This window comes from Clostridium yunnanense (assembly GCF_016595795.1).
Lineage (GTDB): Bacteria > Bacillota > Clostridia > Clostridiales > Clostridiaceae > Clostridium_AR > Clostridium_AR yunnanense.
The window spans coordinates 235517-258907 of record NZ_JAENHN010000066.1 but is presented as its reverse complement, the minus strand read 5'-3'; the positions used below and the strand labels follow the sequence as shown (position 1 = coordinate 258907).

Sequence of the window (23391 nt, the reverse complement as noted above, 5' to 3'; positions counted from 1 at the left end):
ACTTCATTCCTTGTACTCTATAAATATCCTGTTTATGTTAGGCAACCTTCACATCTTCTTCAGCTTTTTTCTTACCTGTTCCAAAGGAAAAGGATAAAATAAGACCTACTACTACAATACCAAAGGCTACTAAAGCTGCACTTGAAAAGCCTTTTGCTACCGAAGCTTCATTGGTCACATTTCCTATGGCTAAATTCTTAACTTGAACTGCTGACATTATTCCAATGAAAAGTGAAGATCCAATGGCAGCAGAAACTTGCTGGAGTGTATTCACTATTGCAACTCCATCAGGATAATATTTTTTAGGCAGTTGATTTAAAGAATGTGTTTGAGAAGGCGACATAGTGAAACCTACTCCTATGCATAAACATATATATGATATTACAATTCTAAGCAAAGGTGTTTCATTAGTAGAAAAAGCTAACATAAGCGTAAATGTAGCTATTATAGCTATTCCTATAGGTACTAAAAGCTTCACACCAATCTTGTCATATAATTTCCCACCTATTGGCGTTGCTATTCCATTAAAGATTACAGCAGGTAATAAAGAAAGAGCAGCAACAAAACTTGTTTTCCCAAGAGATCCTTCTATATACATCGGTAGCATTATATTCATGGTAAACATAATCATCATAGACACCATAACTAATAATACCCCTATTACAAACTTAGGATATTTAAATGGAGAAAGATTAAGCATAGGCTCGTCTAGGATAAGCTGTCTCTTTACAAAAATAGCTGTTGCAATTAGCCCCAGTATAAAACTTACTAAAGCAATTTTTATGCCGCTACCACTAATACTACTTATTCCGTATATTATAGCTCCAAGACCTAAAGTAGATAATATTACTGATATAATATCTAACTTGGGATTTGTAAGTTCTGATATATTTACTAAAATTAAACTTCCAGCAACCATAACTAGTATTATGATTGGAATTAAAGCAATAAATAATGCATGCCAACTAAAATACTGCAGCATTATTCCTGATACTGTTGGTCCAAAAGCAGGCCCAAGAGAAATTGCTGAAACACATATAGCCATTGAGGCACCAATCTTCTCTCTTGGCGCTACCAGTAATACTGTATTCATCATAATCGGAATCATCATACCCGTTCCCGATGCTTGAATCATCCTTGAAATTAGTAGCATACTAAAAGAATTAGAAAATGCTGCTGATATGGTTCCTACAAGTAATAGGCCTAACGCACTTAAAAATAAGTTTTTGGTCTTAAAGCTTTGTATTAGAAAAGCAGTAACTGGAACCATTACAGAAGTTACTATCATATACGCTGTAATTATCCACTGAACTGTTCCTGCATTAACCTTCATTTCTTTCATTATCCCTGACAATGCCACATTTAATATGGTTTCATTGAATGTAGCAATAAATGCACTTAGTACTAATACTGCTATGATTGCTGTTGAATTCACCTTTTTTGTAGTGTTAACTTTGTTTTTTGCTTCCATTAATTTCCCTCCATTCACTAGACCAGTCTACATAATTAAACGTCATAAAAATAGAGCATCTAAAGATATTTCTTATTTAAGAAGTAATCTTTAGATAACTCTTTTCATAAGCTCATTAAAGCGTTGGATGAATAACCAATTAATTTCAGCGCCTTATACATTTATTAGTACCTGAATCTGTTTAGCTGCTGTTCTCAAAGCTTCACCATTTTTTCTAGTTAAACTAAGTATTATGGCTCCTTCAGTCAGTGACAAAATAATTGTCGCCATCTCTTTAGCTCTATCTTCATCCACACCATATTCTATAAGCTTTTCAATATATATATCTTCAATAGAAGAAAAAGTCTGCTCACAAGCTTCACGTAAAACTTCACTAGTATCATATATTTCTAAAGCTAATAAACTTATTGACATATCTCTTAGCTTTTTCTCATTTTCAAGTATTTCAGCTAGGCCTATAATATTAGCCGCAATACCTTCAATTGGATTTTTAAACTTATCCAAAAAATTTTTTAAGTTTGTAGTTATCTTATCACATGAAAATTTAATTGATTCTAATGCAAGTTGTTCTTTTCCATTGGGAAAATGATAATACAAAGATCCTTTTGGAGCTCCGCTTTCCTTAAGTATTTCATTCAATCCAGTTGCGTGATATCCCTTTATTTCAAAAAGTCTACACGAAGTTTCTATAAATTTAGCTTTCGCATTTGTATTAATTCCCATAAGCTTATTAAATTTATACCTTTCAAGTTTATTATGGTGACTGGTCTACATGTAAATTATAATTAAAATCTCCCATAATTTCAACAGATTTTTTATTTTATTTTAGATTTCCAAAAATCTCTTCAAGAACTAAGAGGGATTTAAAAGATAGATATAAAACTGACACTGTGTATTTCTAAAGATTACAGTATTTTATGTCTTATGATTCTCACCAATATATAGATGAACCAGTTCATAGTTAAATTTATATTTCGGATTGAAGTGTTTCATCTTTAGTTAGACTAACTTCCTGAGCTCTCGTAACTTTTAATTCCTCGAGTCCAAAGTCCGTATGCAAGTATCCAGGCCACGCCTGCACAAAGTATAGTTCCCCCTACTCCATAAACAAAACTTACTTTACCTAACATATATTCTGCAGGAACAAAGGCGGTAAATGCAAAAGGAACCATAAACTGAACTACAATACTTATTGCCTTTGGATAAATGCTCATTGGATATTTTGCAAAAGTACTGATATTATAAACCATAAAAACGAGATTTATAGAATTTTTAATCCAAAATGCAAAGGATGCAAAAAATAACTTTATGGAGGTATATATTACCGATCCAGCAAACACAAGTATTACAAAAATTAAGATATTTATTATAGATATAGAAATGTTTATCTTAGGAACTGAAATCGCTAAAATCACTATTCCTACAATAATCTCTCCAAAGGCATCAGGTTGAAACCTTTCAGATATCATTTGAAAAAACGGATTTATTGGTCTTACTAAATATCTATCGAAAGTCCCTTGTATTACCATATCTCTTGCAAAAATCCAAATGTTATCCATAATTAAATGATCTATTCCTCTTGGTAGCTGTGCAAATCCGTAGATAAATAACATATCATAATAACTCCACCCATTAAGAGTTGGGATATTACTAAATACTAGGTTAATAAAGGCTATCCCAGAGGCTTGGATTAGAAAAAATCCAAACAATCCAAAGAAAAAATCCACTTTATATTCCATTAGACTCTTTAAATATTGGATTAAAAACTTTTTATAAAGCTTAACATATCTCATAATATCAACCTCCAAGTATGGTTAGTTTCTTCATTGATCTATTCCACATGAAAGTGCTTAATAGTGCAAGTAGCACTATCCAAACTACTTGAACTAGTAAACTATTTAGTATTTCGTAGCCTTTTATTTTCCCTAGATATATCATTATGGGAGTATAATTCATCGATGAAAAAGGTACAAATTTTAATATATTCTGAAACCAGTGTGGAAAAAACACCAACGGTATTAGAGACCCTGAGCAAAATTCTACGACTGCAGCTTGTATTTGCGAAATTCCCCATAGATTTGTAAAAGAAAATGCTAATAGTCCAACGCAGTAGTTAAAGAAAAAAAGAACAAAATATGCTAGTATACAACTAGTTAAATATAATCCTAATGTCATTATATCAGGTGGAAGTTCACCAATAGTTACATATCTTACAATCAACAATATTACCCATAAAGGTAAAGCTGCAAATATTAGAAAAGCTGCTGTTCCTCCAAAGCATTGAAAAAGTACTCTTCCCATAAAATTTATAGGCTTAATTAGAGACATAGCAATAGAACCATCCCTAACTTCTCCACCTACAAAATAGGTTGCATTATTCTCTAATATCCCAGCTGTTATCCTACTCATAAATACATATAAAGCCATCTCAGCAGCTGTAAAACCGTACATAACTCCCTCTGGAGAATTGGCAAAAATAGCTTTCCAAAGATAATAGACTACAAAGGTTGCTATTATATTTCCTAATATAAACATGTACACATTTGCTCTATAGGCTACGAATCTTTGAATGGAACATTTTAAGAAAGGCATATAGACTTTTGCTAACCTTTTCATTAAACATTCACCTCATTCCTATATATCTTCTTAATTATTTCCTCTATGCTTGTTTCTTTAATTGATACATCTATAACTGGGCATTCTTTCATAATCACATAGATTATATCTGATACAGGAATTTTATTTTTATTAAAAGTCACTATTACTGAACCGTCTCCTTCTTCAATGAACAAGTCCTCCTTTGAGAAGTTTAAGGATTTATTAATATCAAAGCTTTTAAATACTTCGGTACTTTTTACTTTTATCTCTACTTGACTCATATATCCAAAGGTACTCTTTATTGCTTCAATGCTTCCATCATAGATTTTCTTACCATTATCTATAATAATTATCCTGTTACAAAGCTCTTCAATATCGTTTAGATCATGAGTAGTTAATATAACCGTCGTACCAAATTCTTTGTTTATTTCCTTAATAGCTTTTCTTACTTTTTCCTTGACCATTACATCAAGTCCTATAGTTGGTTCATCTAAATATAATATTTGCGGGTTATGAAGAAGTGAAGCTGCAAGGTCAGCTCTCATCCTTTGCCCTAAGGAAAGACTTCTTACAGGTGTTGCCATGAATTCATCAAGTCCCAATACGTCGTCTAAAAACTTCATCCTATATTCAAAATCCTCATTTGAAACTTCATATATCTCTTTCAATACGGTGAACGTTTCTCTTAGGGCTAAGTCCCACCAAAGCTGAGTTCTTTGTCCAAAAACTACTCCTATTTTTTTTGCATTCTCTGTCCTATTTTCATATGGCACTATACCATCTACAGTAACTTTTCCACTAGATGGAGTAAGTATTCCTGTCATCATCTTTATCGTGGTGGACTTACCTGCGCCATTAGCTCCTATGTAACCTACTATCTCACCTTTATTTATTGTAAAGGTCATGTTGTCAACTGCTTTTTTTAAAGTATAATCTCTTGAGAATAAGCCTTTAAACGCTCCTTTAAGCCCTTCTTGCTTCTTCACTGTTTTAAATTCTTTACAAACATTTTCTAATACAATCATGTATTTCCCCCCTAGCCCCAATATATAAAACTAGTTATGCTAGCCTTAATTTTCTTTAACAACTTATATTGAAAGCCCCTATTTATTAAATATTATTATTTTTGAAATCTTTTTAGTATGGCATAGCTAAGTGATAAACAATTGCATTTATTACTTAGCTTTACACGCAACCGATTGCATTGAATGAGGTAAAAAAGTCTCTGAAGTGACCTTCTTCAGTGAACTTTTTTTGTGCATCTGCCTTTCCGAATGAATATGTGGAAAATTTGGCAGGCGAATAACTTTTTTTTACTGTATAGCCATAAAAAGCTTCTGAAAGCGTTGAAATATCTAAGTTTAATTGGCATAAAAACTTTATATTTTCCTTTACAGTAAAAAAGCACGATATCCATCGTGCCATCTAATTACTACTTTTCATTGTAGTTTGCTTTCATTTAGTTGTCAATATATGTAACTATATTTTGTAACAACCTATAAATATAGTTATCTTATAAAGTTAGTAAATATTTTATCTTCTCTTTTATTCTCTTCTACAGTACTTTCCCCTGCCTTAACAAGCTTTAGTAACCACGCCATATTTTTGCCTAATACACTCATAATTTGCATTCCTTCGTCATCTTGTAGTACTTCTCCTGGTGCTGTTCCATTGATTACATTCCAATAATTAGATGTAGGCATTAACATCTCAGAGTAATTTATATAATTATTTAGCTGATTGAATACTGGAACCCCTCCAGCTCTTCTTACAGCAACAACACTTGCTCCAACCTTATGTCTAAGCATTCCTTTATTAATGGATGTAACATAAAAGGCTCTATCTAAAAACGACTTCATAGTACCTGGTATAGCAGCATAATGTACAGGTGATCCCAAAATAATCCCATCCGCTTCTTTCATTTTTTGAATCCAATCATTAACTTCATCATTCTGCATTACACATCTTTCATTCATATTTCTGCTACATCCTCCACAATCCATACATCCACGGATTGTCTTGTTGCCAACATGAATAATTTCTACCTCTATCTTTTCTTTATCCAATTCAGCAGCCACTGCCTTAATTGCCTCATAAGTATTACCATTCTTTTTTGGACTACCATTAAAAGCTACAACTTTCATAACTAATACCTCCACACACTTTAATTTAAAACCATGTGCTTATTATATGAGACAGCAATTTAAGCCACAAGTACGCACTTTTTAGTTAGACGACTTACTTTTTAGTAAGATTTATTATGCTTCTTACGTTCTAAGGCGAATTTAAATTTATATTATTTAGCAGGATATATTTTTTTCATCAATGGATTTGCTATTATAAGTTTACTTGATATATACTGTAATTCTAATTAGTATTTAATCAAATTTGATTATGCTTACTATTATTATTAATAAGGTATTTTAAAACAAATTGTATTTATAACCAAATTGAATTATAAGATTGAAAGTAGGTAATTTAATGATTAGTTATAATGGCAAAAGATATGTTTGTTTATTGGATTTTGCTATGGATTTTATTAGAGGTAAGTGGAAAGCAGTTTTACTTTGTCATCTATACGATGAGCCTAAAAGATTTCTAGAGCTTCAACGGATGACTAAAGGTATAAGTCAAAAGGTGTTGAATGAAAAGCTTAAGGAACTGGAAGTTGAAGATTTAATTGATAAAAAGGTTTATGCAGAAATTCCTCCAAAGGTTGAGTATTTTCTTACTGACAAAGGAAAGGATCTAACTAAAATTATCAAACAAATTGAGACTTGGTCCATTAAATATTATCCTCATTTAGATGAAGGATGTAAGAAATCTGAATCTACAGACTAACTTTAATTTAATAGATTATTAAGTACTATTAAAATAAGTCTATTTAAAACTAGCCTATTAGTACAATTAAAACATCGTAAAATCCTAATTGTTGAATTTTACGATGTTTTAAATTATAACTCTAAAATATTTGCACATAAAAATATACCTTAGCTACTTCATCCAGTGGCTTGGTCTTACTAACCTCAGGGGAAGTTTTGTATTAATATCTCCCTTTGCTGCGTTTATCTGTGCTTGGCTTAGAAATATTGCATCTATAAGATTAGAGCCACATAAATCAGCATCTCTTAGATCTGCTCCAATTAAATCTGCGCCACTCAAATCAGTGCCTTTTAGATTTGCAGCAATCAGACATGCTCCTCTTAAATCTGCTCCTACAAGTTCCATTTTCCTCATATCCGCACCGAAATAATCATATCTTCTACCACTTGCTCTTTTCTTTTTATTATTCAAGTTCTCTTTATTTTTAGCATTATTACGTACCATTTCACTAACATTTCTAAGAAACATGTTAACCTTATTTCTATGAGCTTCTACATCCAACTTTAAAAGTTCTTTAGCATCAAGAAGTGTAATCTCCTCCGTCTTATTAATCAATAATCCAATTTCATGTTTTATCTGACTCTCTTTATTAATATTATAAGCTTCAGTAAGATACCACAACATTTCATGAAGTTGTCTCATTATTAGAAATGCTTCGAACATTTCCTTAGATGCTTCAGGTACTTGTCGCCAATTCTTTCCCTCATAAGTTACCTGAGCTATCTTTTGACCAGCACCAAAACACTCATATGCAGTACAGCCTTTAAGTCCCTTATTTATAAGGTTATTATGTACAGAACATGTAAAATCCTCTTTTAAGTTTATGCAAGGCTTCCCTGCATCTTTGTTTGTAGGAAAACCATCTGAAGCTGAAAAATATAAAGCTATACAACATAAGCCAAAACAATCTTTACATTCAGCTTTCAGCTCCTTATTAAATTTATCTTGATCTATATATATCATAAGTATTTACCTCATATTACAAAAGTCTAATCAATTTTTCACTTTAATATTATATCATACAAAATATATTTTTTAGTTACTGGTTTTACAAAATAATGAAACTTGCTTTGCTTTTGAACCAAATATATATGACCTGCTTCTATCCATAGACTGAAATTTGATATTTAGATGAATCTACGAATCTTTATTTTGGTAGATTTAGATATAAAATAAATTATCTGTAATATTCTTTGAAAATAAAAACATCGTACTACTCAGTTTGAATAGACGATGTTAAATATTTCATACAGTAATTAGAATCTTTAAGCAACAAGTTCTCTTCTTCTTATATAGATTCTAAAGATCATTTCTTCTATAGCAGAAAATAAACTTGTAGTTATTAGATACAATCCAAGAGCAATAGGCGCTTTAAAAGTTATTATTGCACTCATCACACTCGATACTAAAATGTTAGCTTTACTAATTCTAGCCTGAGTGGTTATTTTTAAAAACGGTACATAAGGTAGTAAGTTTGGAATTAACACCGATATTACATAAGCAGTAGGTATAATAAAGAAACTATCTGCCATTTTTAGACTTGCTACCCAAGGCACAAGCATGGTTGCTGTACTCATTGGCATTTTTAATATCACATTGTACAATGCAAAAAATATAGGGAGTTGAAGAAAGCTTGTCAAAAATCCTAGCATACTTTTTGAACTTTCCTTGTAATATTTTTGAGTTTCGCTTTCTAACTTTGCTTTATTATTTTTATACTTTTCTTTTATCTCCTCTAGTCCTTTAGAAAGGTTTTGCTGTTCCTTCATGCTAATCTTCTGTCTAAATGACAATGGCATTAATATCACTCTTACCACCAAAGTAAGCAGTATTATAGCTATACCAAAATCCCCAGTGATATTAAAAAAATATCCAAGTATTGAATTTAATAGATTTGAAATGATGTTCATAATTTTCCTCCTAATTATTAAAGTATATTAAGATACATCACTTCATCTAAAAAAGCTCGCAATACCGCCAAATATCATATTTTTCGTAGGAAAAATAGTTTTCTTTTATCATAAACCTAGAAAAATCTAGAGCATTTGAATATGTCCTCTTTATGTAATTATACTTAAACTTCCTAATACAGTTTCTTGCTTCTCTGATTGTATAAGCAAAAAAACCTATGAAAAATATTAGAATAAATAATACCTGTATGCTGTTAAGCAATTCTGCTCTCATAAAGTTACCTCGTTTATAATTTATATATAAATTATACTACTTTATAAGTTATTATCAACCACTTTACGAATATTTTATAATTTCTTTATAAACTCCTAATCAACTAATCACAGTTTTCATAGCTTTACCTTTTTCACAATAACTAGTATCATTTACTGATTCAACTTTAAAATCTCCATCTTTATACACTATCTTTGATATACTTGAATTCTCCATATGTCTTAGATCAAAGCTTTTATCCAAGTAGTTTATAACTAGTCTAATTATCCCTCCATGAGATACTACAAGTACATTTTCATCTTTTTCAGTAGAATTGTCTAGGCAAATCTCTCTTAAAGCTTCCATAATTCTTTTTAATGCTGTGTCATGATCTTCTGCCTCCTTTGTTTCATCTAAAGCAGCAACCGAATTTACATATTCTTTTTGAAAATCATATTTTTCTATGGCTTCTTCAAAAGAGCTTACCTTAAGATAATTAAGTATAGCGTTGAACTTAACACGTTCAAGTTCGCCTTCAAACTTTCCAAAATATACTTCTCTTAATCCTTCAACCTCTTTTAGTTCTAAAGTATCACTTGCTCTATTTTCCTTTATTACTATCTTTGCAGTCTTTGCAGCTCTTCCTAAATCACTGCTATAAACAGCCTTAAACTTAATATCACTTACCCCTAATCCAACATTTACAGCAACTTCAGTTCCTTCCTTTGTAAGAACCCCATCGCACCAACCTTGTACTCTTTCAGCCTTGTTTAAAATAGTTTGCCCATGCCTCATTAGATATAAAGTAACTTTTCCTATTTTCTTATCGCTCATTTTTCCTCCATATAAAAATCTCGTCCTAATATAAAAGAGATTTTAGATTATATATAATTGTAATTATACTAGTACTACATATAACATTTAGTTTTATAGATTTAATTCCTTATGCTTTTGTATATCTATCTTTCACTATTTATTAACTCAGTGAATTTACTCTTTCTTTTATTATACAATATCATTAATGACCTTAGTACTTCATCATCACTATGACTTTGCTTAACTTCAAGCTTAGCTTCAACTATAGATAACTTTTTTATTAGCATTTCTAATATAAACTGAGTATCTTGCAATAATTCAAGCATAATTAGATTCTTTTCACGATCCTTGTCATTATCCTTATAATTCTCATCATCATTTTCATAATTAAATTCAATCATTCTATATCTCCTAAATATTACTTAATTATATTTAAAAATAACTATAAAGACTCATCTCTCAAATTCCTTCCATAAGTACATTAAATCATGGTATGGTTGACAACTTAATTTCAAAAATAAAAATTAACTACGTTAAACTTAAAAATATTGAAATCAAATTATAATCTTTTAGTTGTTACTAGCCTAATTCCTGAATTCATTTCTTCAATAGTAAGATGCATTATTCCAGAAATATAATCCTCTCTATAGTCTTCGGCGTGTATGATTTTAGGTCTAACATTATCTGGAATATACTTAGAACAATACTCATTTATTAACTCTAGATTATGCTCTTCAAATGCATCTCCACCTATTACAACATATTCTGGATTAACTATACAACTTAGGTTTCCTACGGCTATTGCTATTGCATTTGCATACTCCTCATTTGTATGTTGTCTCATAACTGCGTCAAAAAATGTATCTCCATTGCCTAGTTGAAGAAAAGATATTTCTCCAGCATAATTTGAAAAGCCTCTAATTAGCATCCCATTAGCTATAATCCCTGATCCAATACCAGTGGTCATAAAATTTATATAGATAATATTCAAAAAGTTAGATTCATGAAGTCCCTTTTCTTTAAGATAATTATTAGCAAACCCAACAGCAATTGCATTAAGATCATTTTCCATAATTACAGGAAGATTATACTTTTTTTCAAGATAATCCTGAACATTAAAATTATGCCACTCTTCTAATTTTGTCCCTGTAAAAAGTCGTCCATTAGCCACTGCTGCAGGCACTCCAATACCAATGCATTTTATTGAATCAAACTTATCTATTAAACAATTCAAAACCTCTTCTACTGAATTAATTTGCTTAGTTTCATTAATTTCTACTCGTCCTTCTTCTAATATTTCTCCAGCCGAATTACCTACTGCATAATCTATGTACTTATTCTCAACACATAAAGCAGCAGCTAGAGAATAATTAAGGTTAAGAGTATATCTCTCTGCTCTTCTACCTCCACTTGACTCATCATAGCCTTGATTTTTAACCTCACCATCTTCTACAAGCTTAGTTAGTATAACTCCAACAGTAGTAAGACTTATTCCTGTCTCTTGCACTAATTCTGCCTTTGTTGCAGATTCTAAATTCTTTAAAGCATTTTTGATTAGGTCACTATTTAATCTCTTTAGAATATTAGGTCTTCCAGAAAGTTCACTCATTTTGTTCTCCTAAATCTTAAAAACTAATAACTTTAAAATATATGTCCCTTTTTTACATCCATTTTATCAAAATGGTTTGTCCTAATTAATACAATTAAAGCAACTACAAAAGTTACAGCACCTAACATATAAATCATATAACTATTACCATATTGATATACAATCCCAAATACATATCCAAATATAGCTTTTCCTATAGACATTGCAGCATTGAATAATGTAATTGCAGTACCTAAAACTGCTGAATTAACTGAATTTCTGATATAAGTCAAGTTTCCAACTGTAACCATTGCAACACCTAAACAATGAACAACACTTACCACTAAAAATGCATATTGATTATTAGAAAAGGAATAAACTCCAAATCTAACTATCATTGAAATAACAACTAAAATATAATACTTTTTGAAACCTATTTTATTAATAACCTTAATAGCAACCATTAAGAATAATACTTCTGGTAGTACTGTTATAAAAGTCATCCAACTAATTAATGATTTGGTACCGTTTAGAGTAGATACTAGGTGATTTCCAGCATAACTCATTGCAGAGTCTATTACTACTGTTGTAAGTATAGTAATACACAAAATAAATATGTAATTCTTATTAGTCAATAATTCTTTAAAACTGCCCTTTTGTAATTTATCTTCTTCTTGTCCTTCTTTATTACCATTTTTAGGAAAAGTGAAACTAATGGGAAGTGTTATAGCTAATAAAAATGCATAACTAGCAAAAATAGGTCCATCTAATCCAAACTTATCTGCCAAAAATCCAACGGCCATACTAGCCAGCATATATCCCAAAGATCCCATAGCCCTAATAGCTCCATAATTACCACCATTTTCATGGCAATACTTAGTAGTAATAGTATCCGACATAGGTACAGTACCTAATCTCATTGTTTCTAATCCAATTGCGCAAAGTATTATCATTGGGTATGTTGCTGCTTTATGATATAAAGCTACCATAACTAAAGCTCCTGCAAGAGATGCTCTTAATAACGCATTATATTTTTTAGTTTTATCACCAACTACTCCCCAGATAGGAATCACAGCAAATCCAACTATTGAACTCAGCGCTGTAATTAATCCAATTTGAGATCCATTCAATCCCACACTTTTTTCTAAATATACATTTACATAAGGCATGAAGGTTCCAATAGCTCCTAAATATATAAAATAGAACGCTTTAAAACTTAAACTGAAACGATTTTTCATTAGTTGTCCCCACTCTCCAAACTTATTACGCAAACTTTTAAAAGTTTATGTAATAAGACTAGCATACCACCTTGTATTAATCAATTGTTGTTTCAAAACTTGCATACTCTTTTCTATTTCTGAAAAACATGCTTTAATGACTAATTTCTTTGCACCTTTATTCTTTAGTTATAAGTAAAACACCGTAACTATTTATAGTACGGTGTTTTACAGGAGTATTAAGTTAAGTTAACAATTATAAAATTCATAGCCAATTGATCTTATCTTTTTTTATTCCACCTATCAGCATTTCTAAAAACATTAAATATATTTAACACTAATATTAAGACCAATGCTGTAATTCTTGCTATATTGTTATCATCTCGTATACCGATAAATAGAATTACTGCTGCTATCACGAATAAAAGAATTGATGCTATTAATAATATTCTTTTCTTAATACCTCTCACCTCATTTAAATTGATAAACATATAATTATTGGTATTGCTTTACTTGTAAAACAGCCTTTTTTCAAAAAACATGACCTTGACTAAGTCACTCCTTTATTCATCAAAAATCTTATATCCAAGCTTTTTATAGAAATAATTATTTCCTTACTTTTACATCTATTAATTATTTTCATTATACTCAATATATATATTATTTTCAATAATATGGTATGTCAATAATAGTGGCACCATTTAGTTAAATACTCTATTTTATATTAAGCAATTAAAGGGACACCATTTTCAGGCCTCCCTTTCTCATACCTAGCAAACTATGTAAATACTTTATCTGTCTTCTAAAATTGCAATTGCTCTAATTGGTGCTCCATCAGCATTTTCATATTTTAAAGGAAGTGCACATAGAGTAAACAATCCACTTCCAACCTTCTTCAAATTAGTCAAGTTTTCCATAACAACTATTTCAGTTTCTGCAAAAAGCTTTTTGTGTAAGATTAAATTTTCATCTGAAATACAATCTACACTTATGGTATCTAAGCCAATACCTTTCTTTTTGCTCTGTATCAAATAGTCTGCAACCTCCTCGGTTATATGAGGATACTCTCCGAAATAGGCCTCTGTGCCCCAAAGTTCCTCCCACCCTGTTCTAAACAAAATAAACTCTGCCTCGTCAGCCTTTTCTTTTACATTTTCAATATACTTTATAGTGATTTTTCCACCTTCCTTTAAATCACTACAATCTATAACTAATGCTTTTCCTACAAATTGCTCAACTGGAAATAAATCTAAGCTAGTCTTTTTATCAAATATATGAGCAGGTGCATCCATGTGAGTTCCTGTATGAGAAAACATAGTTAATAAGGTTTCTTTAAAACCATTCTTATCATATGTATTTACAACCTCTAATTTAGGTTCCTCTGTACCTGGATATACTGGCATTCTTTCCGAAATTATATGTGTTAAATCAACTATCTTCATATTTTAATCTCACTTTTCATAGCTTCTATAACTCAATCTCTAATATTCCTTCTAATTCAGAAAGAGATATAATTGTACTTTCATTTATATAAGTACTAAAGCCATTATTATTATCTGACACTATACTACTAGCTAACACTGGAATTTTTCTTTCCCTTACAAATTCCTTTAGCTCTTCAATTCTTTTTTCATAGTTCTCACTGGTAAAATGATAAATAAATAATATAAAGTCTAAATCATTCGTCTCTATAGATTTCCAATGCTTAAAATCCATACAAATAAAAATCTTAAATTTCTTATTAAACATTTCAAAAGTTTGATGTTCTTTTCCAGCTTTTATTCCATGTATTTCTTCTGTTGAATCTGGAAAAACCTTAATTTGTTTTTTATCGTCAGGTAAGAACTCGCAGCAGTTATAAACTTCCTCATTTATTTTTACTAAAGAATTAGTTAATAATAACTTTCCTGCAGGTATTTTTAAGTTTTTCTTTGCTACATCTCCATAAGTTATCCACTCATCTATATCCACATTACTTTCCGAATTAAGTGATCCAGTAAAAGCATACTCTGGTAAAATCAATAATTCTCCTTTACTTTTCTCAATTAACTCTTGTACATGTGCTATATTATTTCTAATATTCCCTTTCTCAATCTTAGGCTGTAATAACGATATTTTCATAATATCTCTCCTTATATATTAAATTAATATTCAACTATATATAGCGTTTATACTTTTATTTGAAACTAATCCATTTATATACTATAATTACACTGTAATTACTTGTTAAGTGGAGTCGAATAAATTCTTTAATAAGTCCTCATAACAATAGTCTGTACATTATCTTATTATAATATATGAAAGGTGGAAATTATATAATGAACGATATTATCTCAATTTTAGGTATAGTTATAGGGGTAATTCTTTTAGTACTTGGAAGAAAAAAAGAGAACGGAAAATCGCTTAAGTTAATTGGTGGTCTCTTAATTATAGTTGGTATAGGTCTTGCTGTTCCAGACTTTTTTAAAGGTTTTGCAAGTGGATTTTCAGCTCCTAAATAGAAATACTAGTATACTAAAAATTTATTTTAGTATGATATGAATACATATTTTATGCCTGTTAAAAAGCTTATTATAAGAACTCTATAGCAGGCATGCTTTAATATAAATTACTCCCATTACTCATATAACTTAGAGAATGGATCATACTTGCTATCTTCGTTCCAAATATACTCTATTCTTTGACAAGTCTCCAATGCTTTTTCTTTGCCAAAAAGGTCTTCTATAAATCCTAAAGTCATATCCATACCTGCAGAAACTCCTGAAGATGTATATATGTTTTCATCTCTCACCCATCTTGCTTCTTTAACCCATAAAACTTTTTCACCTTGTTCTGTTACCCACTTATACGCCTTTTTATTCGTGGTTGCCTTTTTATTATCTAATATTCCTGCCTTTGCAAGTAAAGCTGATCCGGTACAAACACTAAGCGTATACTTAGCACGGTTATGTAGCTCTTTAATAAAACTAATAAAACTTTCATCCTCAATATTTTCTCTCGTCCCATTACCACCTGGTATAATTAAAATCCTTTCTACACCAGCCTCATATTTATATAAATTAGTTTCAACTCTTACTTTTTGAGAACTTTCAACTAAGCTTCCTTCCATTGATATAAACTTCAATTTGAATATATCTGGAAGCTTACCAAGTATTTCTACAGGGCCAAATGCATCCAAAGTTTCAAAATCATTAAATAATACTATATCAATTATGTAACTCATTGCTTACCTCCTTTTATTTTAAAACTGTTACATCTATACTACAGTAACAAAATTAACAATATTTCCATCAATATCTCTAAACCACATTGATCTCGTACCCCATGGATGAGTTGCTGGCAGTTTTATAAATTCAATATCCATTGTTTTTAAACGTTCATACTCTAAGTCCACATCATTTACCTCAATGCTGATTGCAAAATTCCCGCTACCTGAATTCTTCATAGAATTAGGTACCATATTTTCCATTCCTTCATTAGAGAATATAGTAAATTTAATATTTTCAAAACTTAGTTCCATGAAGTTAGAATCACCTTTACACTCCACACTAAGTATATTACAGTAGAAATTAGCCAGCGCCTCAACATCCTTTGAAAAAACACAAATTTCTATCAGCTTCATAATTACAGCTCCTCAATTTAAAATCACATTAACTATGTATTTTTATTCAATGATTTCATACCTTTCTTCAATCAATGACTTCACAGCTTTATCTATATCCTTATTCTTGATTAGTATATAATCTGTATCATAAGTAGAAACAGCAAAAATACTAATTCCTTTGCTTGCCAATATTGAACTGATTGATGAAAGTATACCAATTAGAGAGAAATCTAAAGGTCCTTCAATCTTTAAAATCTTCCAATCCTTTTCACATTTTATATTGTGAGGAATATTGTCTTCATAACACACGATAGACAGCTCATCCGTTGTTTTGGTTATAGAAAAGAATTCTCCCTCTTGAGCCCAAATAGGTATAAGCTCATTTTTATGTAGTCTGCAAACTCCATATTTATCCTTTAATAATCTCATAGTCAATATCTTTTCTACCATATTCTTTACATCCTTTCTCCATAAACAAATCTATTATTTAAACTAAGTAGATCAAAATATCCTCTTCTTCCATCATAGCCACACAATATTACACCTACGACATCATCTTCTAGCTTTGCAATAAAATTAGTTGTAGGATTTCGCTTAATAAATTTATTATTCACCCAACAAAAGATATTTCATATACACAATATACCATAAAACGAATCATTTACAGATACTATTATTGTTATTTAATCTTATTATAGATATAACTTACAGGCTTCCATTACGAAAACTTAGTTCATACTTGTTTGAAAATAGCGTCATCTGTATATAGGGGCACATATATAAATTAACAATTAAAATTATTTCTATTATGTTTTAAATTAATGGAACTGGACATTTATTCGCCTATACAGATAAACTACTTTAAGCTTTAAAACCCAAATAAAGATTTCAGTGGTTCTACAAAGCTTTGTTTAAATATATTCTCGACTGGAGGTTTACATCTTTAATAATAAAATATGAAATGTACATACTAATTCTGGAGGTGGTTTTATGAAAAGAACAAAATCAAGTGAACATGATAAAGTACTTACTTCTCCATCAACATCTGGTTCTTTTGGCTTATCAACTTCTTCAAACTTAACTGTTGAATCTTCAGACATTGAAGGTGATGAAAGCGATTCATTAATACCAGAATTTCACAAGGATAAAAGTTGGTCTTCAAAAACTACTGCAACCTTTGATGATAATGAAGAATAAGTAAAACCATTACATTATATTTTTCAAGCTACAAATACATTCAATCATTTCACGCTAATAAATAAACAAATTGAAATTGCTTCTCCATCATTAAGAGTAAAGGCCATGCATATTAATGGGTATATCCCATAAATCATGCGTGGCCTTTTATTTTCAAAAAAATAAATTTACTCACCAATATCCAATATTATTATCATAATTTATAACTTAGAATTGCAACATTTATTTATATATGGAATTGGTATATCTATTGGGATTAAGCAGGTAAAAACTACTTCATATACTTTTCTACAAGTTCATAGCATCTACTTTTTGTAGTATTCGCTAAAGAATAAGTATGTTCTACAGGTTCCAATGTCCCGCCTTTTACTCTTGCTGAATCTTCTTCTGCTTTTTTATCCCTGTAGGTTATCCATTTTACTTCTTCAGCCTGCAGTTCGTTTATCTCACTTTGTGATAACTGTTTCTTTAACACACCGTAAATTTCATTTAAAGCTCCATCCCACTGCTTATAGGTTTCACCAGCTGCCTTACGCATATCCAAAGTCGTAGCCGAATATTTAGGATCATCCAAGTATTTAAGGCTTTTTTCCACTTTATCTAATTTTTCTTTATATTGTTGCTTATTGTTTTTCTGATTGTCATTTTTTGAATTAGCCACTGATGAAGCAACTTTTATCTTTAGGTCATTGATAGTATTCTTTTGAGTATTATTTAATTCTTTACTATTTAGTTCAGTTATTAGCTCATTTGCCTCTACATATTTTTTTTCATTAACCAAAGCTTCTAACTTATCAATTATGCCATTAATATCCTCAGCATTATTTTTGTTATTACTTTCTATACTATTTTTCGAGGAGTCACTAGCTACCTTACTTCCATCATTATTTTGGCACCCCACTAAGGTTAATCCTATGGCAAATACTAAACAAAATATGGACTTTCTCATATTTATTCTCCTAACATAAAGTAATTTTATATTTCTAACTTTCCCTAGTTACTCTATCTTTTTTAGGTGCAGCCAGCCCAGTTTCAAAGATAATATCACTTAAACTATTAAAAAAACCGATAATAACTCCAAACCAAACATCTCCTAAGTTAAAAAAATCTTTTATATTTACAGCTAAAAATATTGTAATTAAAAAGCTAATACTTCGCAAAATATTCTTCCACTTTAACTTATTTACGATTCTTTTAATAGGTACAAATAATTGTATTACACTTTCATTTAACGCACTAAATATTATATAAAATACTATTCCTGATAAAATGGCTGATATAACACAGTATAAAAATGATAAAAAGAAATCCATAGGTATACTCCCTCTAGTTATATTAATTTATCAATGTTCTTTTTGTTAATTATATAAAAAAAACATATATATTGCAAATTTTAGTATATATGGATTCTGAAGCCTATAATTAAGCTTATGTTTTTAAATTGCATAGTGTTCCAAATTAAATTACCTAACTAAAAAAATCGCTGAAGTGACCTTCTTTATTTAGCTTTTTTAACTCATCTGCCTTTTCGAATGTATATGAGGGAAGTTTGGCGGCAAATAAGTTTTATTTTTTTACTGTAACTAGTTTTAATCGGCATAATTTTTTCACTTTTCTTTACAGTAAAAAAACTTGCTTTCATTTACAAGTTATACCTACGATTATCACCGTATTATAACCTGCCTAAAAAGCAAGTCTTTAAGTATCTATATTTATTATTGATATTTTTCTGACTTCTTATCTCTTTCCATAAGTCCACTAACTGCTTCATTTGGGCTTAGTCCATCAAAAAGTATTCTATGAAGAATATCAGTAATTGGCATATCAACTCCAAGTTTCTCTTTCAATTCGTAGAAGGCTCTGCAGGCTTTAACCCCTTCAACAACCATTCCTACTTCTTTTTCTGCTTCAGCAAGGCTCTTACCTTGACCGATTAATATTCCAGCCCTTCTATTTCTAGAATGCATACTTGTACAAGTTACAATAAGGTCTCCCATACCTGTTAGTCCAAAGAAAGTTTCCATCTTTCCTCCAAGCTTAAAACCTATTTTACTTATCTCCATCATACCTCTAGTCATAAGCGCCGCTTTTGCATTGTCTCCATAACCTATACCATCACAAACCCCAGCTGCTAAAGCAATTATATTTTTTACTGCTCCACCTATTTCTACACCAACGAGATCATCATTGGTATATATTCTAAGATGCGGAGCCATAAATAGATCCTGAACTTTTTCAGCCGCTGACATATCTTTAGAACTTGCAACTAAGGTAGTTGGGTATTCTAAGGCAACTTCTTCTGCATGAGAAGGTCCAGATAAAATTACTATTGGATTATTAAGCTCCTGCTCTATTACTTCTGATAATCTTAAATCAGTACCTTCTTCAATTCCTTTAGCTATACTTACAACAACAATATCCTCTGGAAGTTTTCCTTTTAGTGATTTGCAAGCATTTCTTATAACATGGGAAGGTACTGCAAGCACTAAGCACCCTGTATCCTTAAGTGCTTCCTCTAAATCGTAATAGGCAGTGACATTTTCAGGAATGTGTAACTCCTTAATGTATCTATCATTTGTTCTTTTGTTGTTTATTTCATCAACAACCTCTTTATCTCTGTCCCAAATAGACACCGTTACACCCTTTTTGGCTAGAAGAATTGATAAAGCTGTTCCAAAGCTTCCTCCTCCTAAAAAAGTCACCTTATTCATATTTTATTCCTTCCTTTCTCTATACTCTATTTCTAATCCTGTTCCCTTAAAATCAAAGCTCTCTCTTAGCTGATTTTCAAGATATCTTCCGTAAGAAAAATGTAACGCATTGCTGTCATTTACAAAGAATATAAATTTAGGTGGTTTGTTTGCAACTTGAGTTGCGTAATATATCTTAAGTCTCTTAAGTCCAACTACAGGTGGCTCTTTCATTAGTACTGCTCTATTTATAACATCATTAAGAATACCAGTAGATATTCTCTTTGAGTAGTTATCATAGCAGCCCTTAGCCATCTCTAATACCTTATGCACTCTTTGGCCAGTTAATGCTGATATGAATAAGAAAGGTGAGTAGGATAAGAACTTTAAGCTTGATTGAAGATCTTTTAGATAAGTATTCATTGTCTTATCATCTTTTTCAATCAAATCCCACTTATTTACTATAACCATTATAGCTTTATTCATTTCATGAGCAAAGCCTATAATCTTTTCATCTTGATCAGTAACACCTTCTTGAGCATCAATCATAAGAATAACTACATCTGCTCTTTCAATTGAAGCGTAAGTTCTGATAACGCTATATCTTTCTATTTCTTCCTTAACCTTGCTTTTTCTTCTAAGACCAGCAGTGTCAATAAGTATAAACTTTCCTTCTTCTGTTTCAAGGTAACTATCTATAGAATCTCTAGTTGTACCAGGAACATCACTTACTATTACTCTATCTTCACGCAGAAGCTTATTGATAAGAGATGATTTACCTACGTTTGGTTTACCAACCATAGCTATTCTTACATATTCATCTTCTTCATCATCTGTTCCAAGCTCTTTGAAGTGTTCTACTACTCTATCAAGCATATCTCCAAGTGCAAGACCTTGAGTTGCCGATATTGTTATAGGATCACCTATACCTAAATTATAGAACTCGTAAGCATTAGCTTCATCTTTTAAGTTATCAATCTTATTTACAACAAGTACAACAGGTTTTTTACTCTTTCTAAGCATTTGAGAAACTTCTTTATCTGCTGCTGTAAGACCTTCCTTACCGTCAACGATAAACACTATAACATCTGCAGTTTCAATAGCTATTTGTGCCTGTCTTCTCATTTGTTTTACTATAACATCTTCACTTTCTGGTTCAATACCACCTGTATCTATCATAGTAAATTTATAATTTAACCACTCAGCCTCTGCATAAACTCTATCTCTAGTAACTCCTGGTGTATCCTGTACTATAGATATTCTTTTTCCTGCTAATTTATTAAACAATGTAGATTTCCCTACATTTGGACGTCCAACTATAGCAACTATTGGTTTTCCCATGTTTATTCCTCCTCACAATATGTGTTTATAATTTGTATTAAGTCTTCTCCAGTGTAATCACATACAATGACTTTCACATCTAGCTGCTCTTCAACATCTTTTATCTTTAGATCATCAAGCATTATCTTATCCTGAGAATCACCTAATTCATAACCTTTTCTGAACATATTATCAGCCATTATAAGGTATGGTGCTTCAAGGCTTTCTTTTAGCTGATTTATAATATCTGTACCAGTTAAAAGTCCATTTACTGTAATAGTTTCTCCAAAGAAATGATTTATAACTTTATAAACATCAATTTTTATATTATTATTTTTATTCATAATGCTATCTGCTACTTTTTTTACTTCATCATAGGCAGAAACACCTGTAGCAATAGCGAAATGGCCATTTATATTGTCTTTTAGTTCTGATATATCTCTGTCGATGGTATTTCTAAGCATTCTTATAACACCTACGCCATCTTCTATCTGATGATACCCATCGTAGAAATCTTCATCAGGTATGTTATAATTACTTAAAACATAAAACTCGTCAGATAATCTCACAAAAGGTGAACCTATCTCTTTAATGAATTTTTCTTGAAGTTTCTCTACCATTTCAATTTCTTTTCTTGCACTGTCACCATCAAAAATATCTAATTTTGCAAGTCCTTCTCTATGTTTGGTTATCCCGATGGGAACCGCAGCTATATTTTGGATAGAAGGATATAGCTTATATAGGTCTAAAACTGTCCTTTGAAGCTCTTCAGCATTATTAATACCAGGTACAACTACTATTTGAGCATTCATTTCAATGCCAGCTTCTGCTAGCCTCTTAAGCCTGTCATAAACATTACCTGCAAACCTGTTGTTTAACATCTTAACTCTAAGCTCTGGATTAGTTGTATGTACTGATACATTAATCGGACTTATTCTATATCTTATTATTCTATCTATGTCACAGTCCTTCATATTTGTTAAGGTTACAAAGTTACCTTGAAGAAATGAAAGTCTTGAATCATCGTCTTTAAAATATAAAGTCTCTCTCATACCTGTAGGTAATTGATCTATAAAACAGAATATGCATTTATTAGAACAACTTTTTGCTTTATCCATTATAGAAGCCTCAAACTCAACGCCTAAGTCTTCATCATATTCTTTCTCTATTTCATAAACCCAAACTTCACCGTCTGGTTTTTCTACTTCTACATCTAAGTATTCCTCTGCCATCAAAAACTTATAGTCTATAACATCATTTACTTCTGTTTCATTTATTGAAATTAAGTAATCTCCTACTTCAATTCCTAATTCTTCTGCTATTCCACCAGGAAGAATCTTCGCAATTTTGTTTTTCATCTTTTTCACTCCTGAAAAATACTTCAATATGTAATATACCCTATTAGCCCTTAGTAGTCAACAATTACCGCTCCATACTCATTTTCATATAACTCTAAATAAGCAAAATTTTTAGGATAAAAACCCTATTCATTATAAATTTTGTCCATTTTCATAAAAAGATATATATTATCTGAAAATTTATTATTAAAAATCATTTAACACAAATATAGATGCGCCACTGAATTTTAACAAAAGTCTTAATCATAGCTTCATTTTCCACTGTAAATGCTTAAAAACTTATCATAATCACTTAAATCACTAGATTTATTAGTCATAACATTTTATACTTTCTTTTACAGTAAAAAATAGCTCGAATATCCTTTAGGATTTCAAGCTATTTTATATTTAATAAATATATATTTATTAAACACCCTGTTCACCATAGTTAAAATGATTTTTTGTATATTTTAAAATCGTGGAAATGGTATATCTACTCCGCAAAGC

Annotated in this window: 29 protein-coding genes; 3 read left to right on the top strand and 26 right to left on the bottom strand. The window is 30.6% G+C overall.

What is annotated here, in order from left to right; translation table 11 throughout:
- Positions 1–37: 37 nt before the first annotated feature.
- From JHL18_RS24845 to JHL18_RS24815, 7 genes are all read right to left on the bottom strand, one after another.
- Positions 38–1471, bottom strand: coding sequence for a DHA2 family efflux MFS transporter permease subunit (locus JHL18_RS24845; RefSeq protein ID WP_200274331.1), 1434 nt, complete (start codon positions 1469–1471; stop codon positions 38–40).
- Between the two features lie 153 nt (positions 1472–1624).
- The gene (locus JHL18_RS24840; protein WP_200274329.1) at positions 1625–2194 is read right to left on the bottom strand and encodes a TetR/AcrR family transcriptional regulator; all 570 of its coding nucleotides are present in this window, start codon (positions 2192–2194) and stop codon (positions 1625–1627) included.
- Positions 2195–2475: 281 nt separating this feature from the next.
- Positions 2476–3264, bottom strand: coding sequence for an ABC transporter permease (locus JHL18_RS24835; RefSeq protein ID WP_207753109.1), 789 nt, complete (start codon positions 3262–3264; stop codon positions 2476–2478).
- A gap of 4 nt (positions 3265–3268) precedes the next feature.
- Positions 3269–4087, bottom strand: a complete 819-nt coding sequence (locus JHL18_RS24830; protein WP_200274327.1) for an ABC transporter permease — start codon at positions 4085–4087, stop codon at positions 3269–3271.
- Entirely contained in the window at positions 4087–5094 is a 1008-nt protein-coding gene (locus tag JHL18_RS24825) for an ABC transporter ATP-binding protein (RefSeq protein WP_200274325.1), read from the bottom strand. Before JHL18_RS24825 ends, JHL18_RS24830 begins: the two co-directional genes overlap by 1 nt.
- 160 nt (positions 5095–5254) lie before the next feature.
- Positions 5255–5494: a hypothetical protein gene (locus JHL18_RS24820; protein ID WP_200274323.1), complete on the bottom strand. Its 240-nt coding sequence runs from the start codon at positions 5492–5494 to the stop codon at positions 5255–5257.
- Positions 5495–5577: 83 nt separating this feature from the next.
- Positions 5578–6213, bottom strand: a complete 636-nt coding sequence (locus tag JHL18_RS24815; protein ID WP_200274321.1) for a flavodoxin family protein — start codon at positions 6211–6213, stop codon at positions 5578–5580.
- Between the two features lie 337 nt (positions 6214–6550).
- On the opposite strand from JHL18_RS24815, the gene JHL18_RS24810 reads away from it, so the two are divergent.
- The gene (locus JHL18_RS24810) at positions 6551–6910 is read left to right on the top strand and encodes a winged helix-turn-helix transcriptional regulator (protein ID WP_200274319.1); all 360 of its coding nucleotides are present in this window, start codon (positions 6551–6553) and stop codon (positions 6908–6910) included.
- A 153-nt stretch (positions 6911–7063) separates the two neighbouring features.
- Here the strand turns inward: JHL18_RS24810 and JHL18_RS24805 are convergent, their stop codons facing one another.
- The 10 genes from JHL18_RS24805 to JHL18_RS24760 all read right to left on the bottom strand — a co-directional run bounded on the left by JHL18_RS24805 (position 7064) and on the right by JHL18_RS24760 (position 14857).
- Complete coding sequence (locus JHL18_RS24805; RefSeq protein ID WP_200274317.1) at positions 7064–7915, bottom strand: pentapeptide repeat-containing protein; 852 nt, start codon at positions 7913–7915, stop codon at positions 7064–7066.
- Positions 7916–8217: 302 nt separating this feature from the next.
- Positions 8218–8862: a YidC/Oxa1 family membrane protein insertase gene (locus tag JHL18_RS24800; RefSeq protein WP_200274315.1), complete on the bottom strand. Its 645-nt coding sequence runs from the start codon at positions 8860–8862 to the stop codon at positions 8218–8220.
- 46 nt (positions 8863–8908) lie between these two features.
- The gene (locus JHL18_RS24795; RefSeq protein WP_200274313.1) at positions 8909–9136 is read right to left on the bottom strand and encodes a hypothetical protein; all 228 of its coding nucleotides are present in this window, start codon (positions 9134–9136) and stop codon (positions 8909–8911) included.
- A 99-nt stretch (positions 9137–9235) separates the two neighbouring features.
- The gene (locus JHL18_RS24790; RefSeq protein WP_200274311.1) at positions 9236–9949 is read right to left on the bottom strand and encodes a histidine phosphatase family protein; all 714 of its coding nucleotides are present in this window, start codon (positions 9947–9949) and stop codon (positions 9236–9238) included.
- 125 nt (positions 9950–10074) lie between these two features.
- A complete protein-coding gene (locus JHL18_RS24785; RefSeq protein WP_200274308.1) occupies positions 10075–10332 on the bottom strand; it encodes a hypothetical protein in 258 nt (85 codons plus the stop codon).
- Positions 10333–10490: 158 nt separating this feature from the next.
- The gene (locus JHL18_RS24780) at positions 10491–11540 is read right to left on the bottom strand and encodes an ROK family protein (protein ID WP_200274306.1); all 1050 of its coding nucleotides are present in this window, start codon (positions 11538–11540) and stop codon (positions 10491–10493) included.
- 32 nt (positions 11541–11572) lie between these two features.
- Positions 11573–12757: an MFS transporter gene (locus JHL18_RS24775; RefSeq protein WP_200274305.1), complete on the bottom strand. Its 1185-nt coding sequence runs from the start codon at positions 12755–12757 to the stop codon at positions 11573–11575.
- A 260-nt stretch (positions 12758–13017) separates the two neighbouring features.
- On the bottom strand, positions 13018–13227 hold the full coding sequence (locus JHL18_RS24770; RefSeq protein ID WP_200274303.1) for a hypothetical protein: 210 nt from the start codon (positions 13225–13227) through the stop codon (positions 13018–13020).
- A 300-nt stretch (positions 13228–13527) separates the two neighbouring features.
- Positions 13528–14178 carry a cyclase family protein gene (locus tag JHL18_RS24765; RefSeq protein WP_200274301.1) on the bottom strand — a complete coding sequence of 217 codons (651 nt, stop codon included), beginning with the start codon at positions 14176–14178 and terminating at the stop codon, positions 13528–13530.
- A gap of 25 nt (positions 14179–14203) precedes the next feature.
- Entirely contained in the window at positions 14204–14857 is a 654-nt protein-coding gene (locus JHL18_RS24760; protein ID WP_200274299.1) for a carbon-nitrogen hydrolase family protein, read from the bottom strand.
- A 197-nt stretch (positions 14858–15054) separates the two neighbouring features.
- On the opposite strand from JHL18_RS24760, the gene JHL18_RS24755 reads away from it, so the two are divergent.
- Positions 15055–15237 (top strand): hypothetical protein, encoded by a 183-nt coding sequence (locus JHL18_RS24755; RefSeq protein ID WP_200274297.1) that lies wholly within the window; start codon positions 15055–15057, stop codon positions 15235–15237.
- A 116-nt stretch (positions 15238–15353) separates the two neighbouring features.
- On the opposite strand, the gene JHL18_RS24750 is transcribed toward JHL18_RS24755, so the two are convergent.
- Genes JHL18_RS24750 through JHL18_RS26125 form a run of 4 tightly spaced genes read right to left on the bottom strand, consistent with a single transcriptional unit; the run spans position 15354 to position 16954 of the window.
- On the bottom strand, positions 15354–15959 hold the full coding sequence (locus tag JHL18_RS24750) for a DJ-1/PfpI family protein (protein WP_200274295.1): 606 nt from the start codon (positions 15957–15959) through the stop codon (positions 15354–15356).
- Positions 15960–15992: 33 nt separating this feature from the next.
- Positions 15993–16358 (bottom strand): VOC family protein, encoded by a 366-nt coding sequence (locus tag JHL18_RS24745; protein WP_200274293.1) that lies wholly within the window; start codon positions 16356–16358, stop codon positions 15993–15995.
- A 42-nt stretch (positions 16359–16400) separates the two neighbouring features.
- Positions 16401–16790: an ACT domain-containing protein gene (locus JHL18_RS24740; protein WP_200274291.1), complete on the bottom strand. Its 390-nt coding sequence runs from the start codon at positions 16788–16790 to the stop codon at positions 16401–16403.
- Between the two features lie 5 nt (positions 16791–16795).
- Complete coding sequence (locus JHL18_RS26125) at positions 16796–16954, bottom strand: hypothetical protein (protein WP_243278156.1); 159 nt, start codon at positions 16952–16954, stop codon at positions 16796–16798.
- 376 nt (positions 16955–17330) lie between these two features.
- Here JHL18_RS26125 and JHL18_RS24730 point away from each other — a divergent pair, with 376 nt between their 5' ends.
- Positions 17331–17537 carry a hypothetical protein gene (locus JHL18_RS24730; protein WP_200274289.1) on the top strand — a complete coding sequence of 69 codons (207 nt, stop codon included), beginning with the start codon at positions 17331–17333 and terminating at the stop codon, positions 17535–17537.
- 271 nt (positions 17538–17808) lie between these two features.
- On the opposite strand, the gene JHL18_RS24725 is transcribed toward JHL18_RS24730, so the two are convergent.
- The 5 genes from JHL18_RS24725 to JHL18_RS24705 form a co-directional block, all read right to left on the bottom strand.
- A complete protein-coding gene (locus JHL18_RS24725) occupies positions 17809–18486 on the bottom strand; it encodes a lysozyme inhibitor LprI family protein (protein WP_200274287.1) in 678 nt (225 codons plus the stop codon).
- 34 nt (positions 18487–18520) lie between these two features.
- Entirely contained in the window at positions 18521–18850 is a 330-nt protein-coding gene (locus JHL18_RS24720; protein ID WP_200274285.1) for a hypothetical protein, read from the bottom strand.
- A gap of 402 nt (positions 18851–19252) precedes the next feature.
- Positions 19253–20248, bottom strand: a complete 996-nt coding sequence (locus tag JHL18_RS24715) for an NAD(P)H-dependent glycerol-3-phosphate dehydrogenase (protein ID WP_200274283.1) — start codon at positions 20246–20248, stop codon at positions 19253–19255.
- A gap of 3 nt (positions 20249–20251) precedes the next feature.
- Positions 20252–21568: a ribosome biogenesis GTPase Der gene (gene der / locus JHL18_RS24710; RefSeq protein WP_200274281.1), complete on the bottom strand. Its 1317-nt coding sequence runs from the start codon at positions 21566–21568 to the stop codon at positions 20252–20254.
- Between the two features lie 2 nt (positions 21569–21570).
- The gene (locus JHL18_RS24705; protein ID WP_200274279.1) at positions 21571–22905 is read right to left on the bottom strand and encodes a DUF512 domain-containing protein; all 1335 of its coding nucleotides are present in this window, start codon (positions 22903–22905) and stop codon (positions 21571–21573) included.
- Positions 22906–23391: the final 486 nt, after the last annotated feature.

Bases quoted from the DNA above. Each gene is read 5' to 3' on its own strand.
- JHL18_RS24750 (WP_200274295.1), bottom strand. From the start codon at position 15,959: ATGAGTTACATAATTGATATAGTATTATTTAATGATTTTGAAACTTTG.
- JHL18_RS24790 (WP_200274311.1), bottom strand. From the start codon at position 9,949: ATGAGCGATAAGAAAATAGGAAAAGTTACTTTATATCTAATGAGGCAT.
- JHL18_RS24800 (WP_200274315.1), bottom strand. From the start codon at position 8,862: ATGAACATCATTTCAAATCTATTAAATTCAATACTTGGATATTTTTTT.
- JHL18_RS24775 (WP_200274305.1), bottom strand. From the start codon at position 12,757: ATGAAAAATCGTTTCAGTTTAAGTTTTAAAGCGTTCTATTTTATATAT.
- JHL18_RS24755 (WP_200274297.1), top strand. From the start codon at position 15,055: ATGAACGATATTATCTCAATTTTAGGTATAGTTATAGGGGTAATTCTT.
- JHL18_RS24730 (WP_200274289.1), top strand. From the start codon at position 17,331: ATGAAAAGAACAAAATCAAGTGAACATGATAAAGTACTTACTTCTCCA.
- JHL18_RS24820 (WP_200274323.1), bottom strand. From the start codon at position 5,494: ATGGCACGATGGATATCGTGCTTTTTTACTGTAAAGGAAAATATAAAG.
- JHL18_RS24815 (WP_200274321.1), bottom strand. From the start codon at position 6,213: ATGAAAGTTGTAGCTTTTAATGGTAGTCCAAAAAAGAATGGTAATACT.
- JHL18_RS24785 (WP_200274308.1), bottom strand. From the start codon at position 10,332: ATGATTGAATTTAATTATGAAAATGATGATGAGAATTATAAGGATAAT.
- JHL18_RS24825 (WP_200274325.1), bottom strand. From the start codon at position 5,094: ATGATTGTATTAGAAAATGTTTGTAAAGAATTTAAAACAGTGAAGAAG.
- JHL18_RS24715 (WP_200274283.1), bottom strand. From the start codon at position 20,248: ATGAATAAGGTGACTTTTTTAGGAGGAGGAAGCTTTGGAACAGCTTTA.
- JHL18_RS24780 (WP_200274306.1), bottom strand. From the start codon at position 11,540: ATGAGTGAACTTTCTGGAAGACCTAATATTCTAAAGAGATTAAATAGT.
- JHL18_RS24770 (WP_200274303.1), bottom strand. From the start codon at position 13,227: ATGTTTATCAATTTAAATGAGGTGAGAGGTATTAAGAAAAGAATATTA.
- JHL18_RS24765 (WP_200274301.1), bottom strand. From the start codon at position 14,178: ATGAAGATAGTTGATTTAACACATATAATTTCGGAAAGAATGCCAGTA.
- JHL18_RS24705 (WP_200274279.1), bottom strand. From the start codon at position 22,905: ATGAAAAACAAAATTGCGAAGATTCTTCCTGGTGGAATAGCAGAAGAA.
- JHL18_RS24795 (WP_200274313.1), bottom strand. From the start codon at position 9,136: ATGAGAGCAGAATTGCTTAACAGCATACAGGTATTATTTATTCTAATA.
- JHL18_RS24740 (WP_200274291.1), bottom strand. From the start codon at position 16,790: ATGGTAGAAAAGATATTGACTATGAGATTATTAAAGGATAAATATGGA.
- JHL18_RS24810 (WP_200274319.1), top strand. From the start codon at position 6,551: ATGATTAGTTATAATGGCAAAAGATATGTTTGTTTATTGGATTTTGCT.
- JHL18_RS24835 (WP_207753109.1), bottom strand. From the start codon at position 3,264: ATGAGATATGTTAAGCTTTATAAAAAGTTTTTAATCCAATATTTAAAG.
- JHL18_RS24845 (WP_200274331.1), bottom strand. From the start codon at position 1,471: ATGGAAGCAAAAAACAAAGTTAACACTACAAAAAAGGTGAATTCAACA.
- JHL18_RS24830 (WP_200274327.1), bottom strand. From the start codon at position 4,087: ATGAAAAGGTTAGCAAAAGTCTATATGCCTTTCTTAAAATGTTCCATT.
- der (WP_200274281.1), bottom strand. From the start codon at position 21,568: ATGGGAAAACCAATAGTTGCTATAGTTGGACGTCCAAATGTAGGGAAA.
- JHL18_RS24760 (WP_200274299.1), bottom strand. From the start codon at position 14,857: ATGAAAATATCGTTATTACAGCCTAAGATTGAGAAAGGGAATATTAGA.
- JHL18_RS24840 (WP_200274329.1), bottom strand. From the start codon at position 2,194: ATGGGAATTAATACAAATGCGAAAGCTAAATTTATAGAAACTTCGTGT.
- JHL18_RS24805 (WP_200274317.1), bottom strand. From the start codon at position 7,915: ATGATATATATAGATCAAGATAAATTTAATAAGGAGCTGAAAGCTGAA.
- JHL18_RS24725 (WP_200274287.1), bottom strand. From the start codon at position 18,486: ATGAGAAAGTCCATATTTTGTTTAGTATTTGCCATAGGATTAACCTTA.
- JHL18_RS24720 (WP_200274285.1), bottom strand. From the start codon at position 18,850: ATGGATTTCTTTTTATCATTTTTATACTGTGTTATATCAGCCATTTTA.
- JHL18_RS24745 (WP_200274293.1), bottom strand. From the start codon at position 16,358: ATGAAGCTGATAGAAATTTGTGTTTTTTCAAAGGATGTTGAGGCGCTG.